The sequence below is a fragment of the Halorubrum sp. Eb13 genome, from assembly GCF_002252895.1.
Lineage (GTDB): Archaea > Halobacteriota > Halobacteria > Halobacteriales > Haloferacaceae > Halorubrum.
In genome coordinates, this window is sequence record NZ_NHPE01000068.1 from 1 (window position 1) to 5,180 (window position 5,180).

Annotated in this window: 5 protein-coding genes and 1 pseudogene; all 6 read right to left on the reverse strand. The window is 72.2% G+C overall.

Features of this window, described 5'->3' with window-relative positions; translation table 11 throughout:
- Window positions 1–222: 222 nt before the first annotated feature.
- Window positions 223–621, reverse strand: a complete 399-nt coding sequence (locus DJ75_RS07910) for a hypothetical protein (RefSeq protein ID WP_094523960.1) — start codon at window positions 619–621, stop codon at window positions 223–225.
- A gap of 68 nt (window positions 622–689) precedes the next feature.
- Window positions 690–1,871, reverse strand: coding sequence for a hypothetical protein (locus DJ75_RS07915; protein WP_094523961.1), 1,182 nt, complete (start codon window positions 1,869–1,871; stop codon window positions 690–692).
- The gene (hisI, locus tag DJ75_RS07920; protein ID WP_249269100.1) at window positions 1,872–2,294 is read right to left on the reverse strand and encodes a phosphoribosyl-AMP cyclohydrolase; all 423 of its coding nucleotides are present in this window, start codon (window positions 2,292–2,294) and stop codon (window positions 1,872–1,874) included.
- A gap of 127 nt (window positions 2,295–2,421) precedes the next feature.
- A complete protein-coding gene (locus DJ75_RS07925; protein WP_094523962.1) occupies window positions 2,422–2,901 on the reverse strand; it encodes an N-acetyltransferase in 480 nt (159 codons plus the stop codon).
- Window positions 2,898–4,286 carry a DUF92 domain-containing protein gene (locus tag DJ75_RS07930; RefSeq protein ID WP_094523963.1) on the reverse strand — a complete coding sequence of 463 codons (1,389 nt, stop codon included), beginning with the start codon at window positions 4,284–4,286 and terminating at the stop codon, window positions 2,898–2,900. Before DJ75_RS07930 ends, DJ75_RS07925 begins: the two co-directional genes overlap by 4 nt.
- A 255-nt stretch (window positions 4,287–4,541) precedes the next feature.
- A pseudogene (locus DJ75_RS07935) lies at window positions 4,542–5,075 on the reverse strand (HAD-IIA family hydrolase); the annotation flags it as partial.
- Window positions 5,076–5,180: the final 105 nt, after the last annotated feature.

Genomic DNA, 5,180 nt, shown 5'->3' on the forward strand with positions numbered 1-5,180 from the left:
CAGCCGTGAGGCGGGCGCAGGTGACGTAAGCACCGCAGGAACGAGCGAAGCGAGTGACGAGGAGCGCAGCGAACGTGCGCCCGCCTCACGGCTGGGGCTTTGGAGGTTTTCATCGTCAAGCCACGATCAACGATTTATAAACAGGCGGCTGGGAATCCGAAAGCCGTCACCGCCGAGCCGTCACTCAATTATAAACACCCGACAGCAACACCCTCATCCGATTCATATCGCCGTCACCCAGGCCCGATACTCCTCGTCGAGCCCGTACACCTCGCGGAACGCGCGCTCGACGAACCCCGCCACGCGGTTGGCGTCCGAGCGCGCGGTGACGACCGCGTTCGTCCCCTCGGCTTCCTCCGGGCTGACGAGTTCGTCGATCCGGAACTCGGGGAACTCGCCGAGCAGGTCCTTCAGCCGCTCTAACTCGTCGTCGGTGCAGTCCAAGATCAGCTCCGTGCCGACGAGCTGGATCCACGGCGGCACCTCGCCGCCCTCGGTGACGTCGCTGTCGGGGTCGACGTCGACGGTCATCACGTCGCTCGACCGGGCGCGGTGCGCGGCCGCCGCGTCCGCGATCAGCTTCAGCCGCTCCGTCTCCGTCGCGGCGTCGAATCGTGTCATGTCGTCACGTCGACGCCGGCGGCTATTGAAAGGGCGCGCTTCTCCGAGAGGGACGGTTTAAAGGCCCGCTACCGCTCCGTCTCCGCGAGCACGTCCTCGGCGATCTCCAGGGTGCGCTCGGCCTCGCGCACCCGGTCGTCGACGGCGCCGGTCCGCACCAGCTCCAGCTCGGGGTCGTCCAGCGCGTCGCGAACCTCGGCGGCGCGGCGGAGCCGCTCGTACTCGTCGTCGCGCGCGAGATCGCGGACGGCGCGCAGCGTCGCGACCGTGTCGTCGTCGGCGACGCGCGAGACCAGCGGGATCAGCTCGTCGATCTCGTAGGCGAGCTCGTCGCCGGCGGCGGGCGGCCAGTCGAGCGTCAGGGGCTCGCCGTCGAGCCGCTCGATATAGGTGCGGTGGACCGCGACCGCCGTCCGGAGCGCGCCGGGGTCGTCGACGTAGTGCTCCAGCTTCGAGTTCGAGTAGTCCGCGTACTTCAATAGGGTCGGCAGCGGCTCCTTGCCCGCCTCGTACTCGGCGACGTAGTCGGCCAGGTCCGTCGGCGGCACGTCGACGTCGACGAACGGCGTCGCGTCCGCGCGATCGAGGAACGAGAATGCCTCGCGGGCCGACGCGGACTTATAGAACTCGTCGAACGACTCCCGGACCGCCTCGTTGTACGTCTCCACCGGCTCGCGGAGGCGGTCGACGTCGGCGTCGAGGTCGGCGTCCGCCATCGCCGCGACCTCGCGAAGCTCGTCGAGCCGGGCGGCGAGGCGCTTCTTCGCCTCACGGGCGTCCCTGCGGGCGATCCGATAGTCGTCGAGCGCCTCGTCGCGGTCGGCGAGCAGGTCGACGTACTCTCCGGCGGGTTCGAGCGCCTCGCGGGCCGCCTCGAAGTCGCGCTCCGAGAGCCGCTTCTTGTCGACCGCCTCGTCGGCGGCCGCGAACGCGTCGGCCGCGAGCGCGTCGTCGTCGACGTCGACCGCGTTCGCGAACTCGCCCTCGAACCGGACGTAGGCCTCGAAGTCGCCGCTGCCGACCGCGTCCTCCTCGTACTCGTCGAGCACGCGGTGGGCCCGGCGGTACGTGTCCGCCGCGGCCTCGACGCGCTCCCGGCCGAGGTCGGCGATCCGGCCCTCGATCCCCCGGAGCTCGTCGTAGCGCTCGCGGAGCCTCGCGGCCGCCTCGCCCGCCTCGGCGACCGGGTCGGGCTCCGCGTCGCGTCCCGCCGCGCCGCGGTCCGCCGCGCCGCCGGCCGCGTCGCCCATTCAGTACACCTCGTCCGGGTCGAAGACGCGCTCCCCGACGTGCTCGCCGTCGATCGTCCGGTGGAAACAGGACCGGTGCCCCGTGTGACACGCCCCGACGTTCTGGTCGACGAGGTACAGGAGCGTGTCGGCGTCGCAGTCGACGCGCACCTCGCGGACCTCCTGCGCGTGGCCGGAGGAGCCCCCCTTGTGCCACAGCTCGTCGCGCGACCGGGAGTAGTAGTGCGCCTCGCCCGTCTCGCGGGTGCGGTCGAGCGCTTCCGGCGAGACGTACGCGAGCATCAGCACCTCGCCCGAGTCGGCGTCCTGGGCGATCGCGGGGACGAGCCCGTCCTCGCCGAAGTCGACGTCGATCGGGTCGGCGGCGGCGTCGCTCGCGTCTGGACCCTCGCCCGCTTCCGGCTCCGCGTCGGCGTCGCTCATGTCTCGCTCGTAGCGCGGGGCTCGAATAGTCCTTTTGTCTGTTCTCGCTCGCTCCCGAGAGAGATCGCCCGCCGCTCCGGGGGCGCCGAGCGCCTGCGAGGCGCCGGCCGCTCCGAGGCCGACGACTCTACTCCCGGCGTAGTACGAGCGCGTCGCCGTCGGCGTACGCGTCGGGGCGCCGGTCGACGACCTCGAAGCCGAGCCCGTCGTACAGCGCGAGCGCTCCGTCGTTGTCGGGGTGCGCTTGGAGCGTCACGGGACCGTCGGCCCCTTCGATCGCGGCCGAGAGGAGGCCGCGTGCGCGCCCCTCGCGCCGGTGGTCCCGGTCGACGACGAGTTCGGCGACGTGGACTCCGGGGCGGTTGGGGGCGTCGACCGGAAGCAGGTACCCGACCGGGCGGCCGTCCGCGACGCTCACGAGCGCCGAGCCGACCGCGAGGCCGTACTCCAAGAGGTCCGGGTTCGGCTGCCGGAGGAACGCCTGGAGCTCGCGGATCCGGTCGGCGTCTGGCGGGCGGGCGGCGCGGACGCGCGGGTCCGGGGTATCGGCGTCTTCGTCCGACGGGTCGGAGTCCGGCCCCTCGCCGTCGTTCGACGCCGGGTTCACAGCACCGTCACCCCGAGCCCGACCGCGACCGCCGCCCCGGACAGCGTCGCGAGGAAGTTCACGGTCTGGTTGCCGATCCGGTCGCCCTCGACCAGCGCGCCGAGGAGGCTGTCGACGGTCATGCCCGCGACCCCCGCTAAGACGACGACCCCGCCGTCGACGAGGTCGCCGAGAGGCATTCCGACCGCGGCGAGGCCGCCGACGAGGAGCGCGCCCGCGAGACCGGCGAACTCACCCTGCCAGGTGATCGCGCCGTCGGTTCCGGGGTCGACCCGCTTGAGGGTCGTGACGAGCCGCGGCCCGTCGAACAGCCCGCCGATCTCCGAGGAGAGCGTGTCGGCCATCGCCGTGGCGGTCGCCCCCGCGAAGGCGAGCGCGAACGGGGCCGGAGGGAGCGCGACGTGGGCGGTCGCGGCGTAGCCGACGAGCGCGACGAGCGCGACCGCGGAGTTCGCCAGCACGTTACCCGTGCCGCGGGCCCCCTCGTTCTCCTGGGCGACGCCGCGGGCCGCCTTCTCGTCGAAGCGGTACTTCGAGGCGAGCCCGCCGACGGCGTAGAAGGACATCAGCGTGAGGAACCAGCCGACCCCGCCGAGCACTACGGCGAGCAGGGCGGAGAGCACACCGGTGAGCATCCCGGGGACGGAGGCGGTGCCGAGCGCGAAGGAGATGTAACCGAGCGCGACGGTCACGCCGAGACCGAACGCGACGAGGGGGACGGTGACCGCCGGGTCGAGCGCGAGGAACCCCCAGACCGCGAACGCGACGAGGATCACCGTGATGTGCGCGTCGCGGGCGAACACCAGCGACCGCACGAGCGCGGCGGTCAGCGCGGCGACGGACGCGATGAAGACGAGGTCGGGGAGCGCGGTCGCCAGCGACGCCGCCCCCGCGGGGTCGACGCCCGGAGCGGGGACCGGCCCGTCGAGGGAGAACCCGCCGTCGACGCCGAGGGCCGCCGTCTGGAGCCGCACCGCGACCTGTCCGACGAAGGCCGCGAGGGCGCCCACCCCGACGTAGCCGGCGACGAGCGGGAACTCGTCGGTCGTCGACCGGCCGACGAGCTCCCGGCCGAACCGTCCCCCGCCGACGGCGAGCGCCGCCGCGGCGAACGCCTCGTACGGGAGGGGGGCGCGGGGGAGCGAGGCGAACAGCGCAAGGCCGGCGGCGGCGACCGAGAAGGCGACGAGCCCGTAGAGCCGCTCCTCCTCGCGATCGCCCGGCAGCGCGAGCGTCTCGAACCACTCCCCGTCGCGGATTCCGAAGAAGGCGAGGCCGGCGACCGCGAGGAAGGGAACGACCGCGGCGTCGCCGAGCGTCGGCGCGAGGGCCGCGAGCGCGGCTACGGCGGCGAAGGTACTCGCGCGTCGGAGCCTCCGTATCACACCCTCGGCTACCCGGGACGAGCACTTAACGGTCCCGACACCGGTCGACGGCCGCGCCCCCGGTCAGTACCGGTACTCGTTGAACTGGACCGCGTGCCCTTCGATCACGCGTACGGGTCGCTCCGGGTCCTCCTCGTCGTCTCCGGTCGCTCCCTCGTGCGTGTCAACGCCACTCATACGCATGGAGAAGCGACTGATTCGTATAAACGTTACCCACGGAGCGGAAGTACTGACGCGGGGGCGAGACGGGTGCGTTCAGTCGAGGACTCGGTCGATCTCGCCGAGGTCGTCGAGCACGTAGTCGGGGGTGACGTCGGCGGCGGCGATCCGGTCGTCGTCGGTCACGCCGGACCTGACGAGCACGGTCGTCATCCCCGCGCGCTCGCCGAGCGCGATGTCCGTGTTCAGGCGGTCGCCGACGACGAGACACTCCTCGGGCGGGTACGGGAGGCGCTCGCGGACCATCTCGATCGCGGGGTCCGACGGCTTGCCGAGGACGACGTCGGGCTCGCGCTCGGCGACGGAGGCGATCGCGTTGATCACCGCGCCGGAGCCGGGCACGTCGCGCTCGGGGGCCGGGATGACCACGTCGGGGTCGGTGCCGATGAAGGGGACGCCGCGCTCCAGCGTCCACAGCGCGGTACAGAGGTCCTCGTAGTCGAACCCGCGGTCGATCGAGGCGACGAGCGCGTCGGCGGCGTCGACGTCGTCCGTCGTCGAGAGCCCCGCGTCCTCGAACTGATCGAACAGCCCGGGGTCGCCGATACACAGCAGTTCGTCGTCGGCTCGGCGCCGCGGGGTACGACGTCGATGTCGACAGCGTGTTCACGGCCGGAACCGTGACGACGCGGTTCCTGCGGCAGCACCACGCCGACGACGAACTGCTGTGTATCG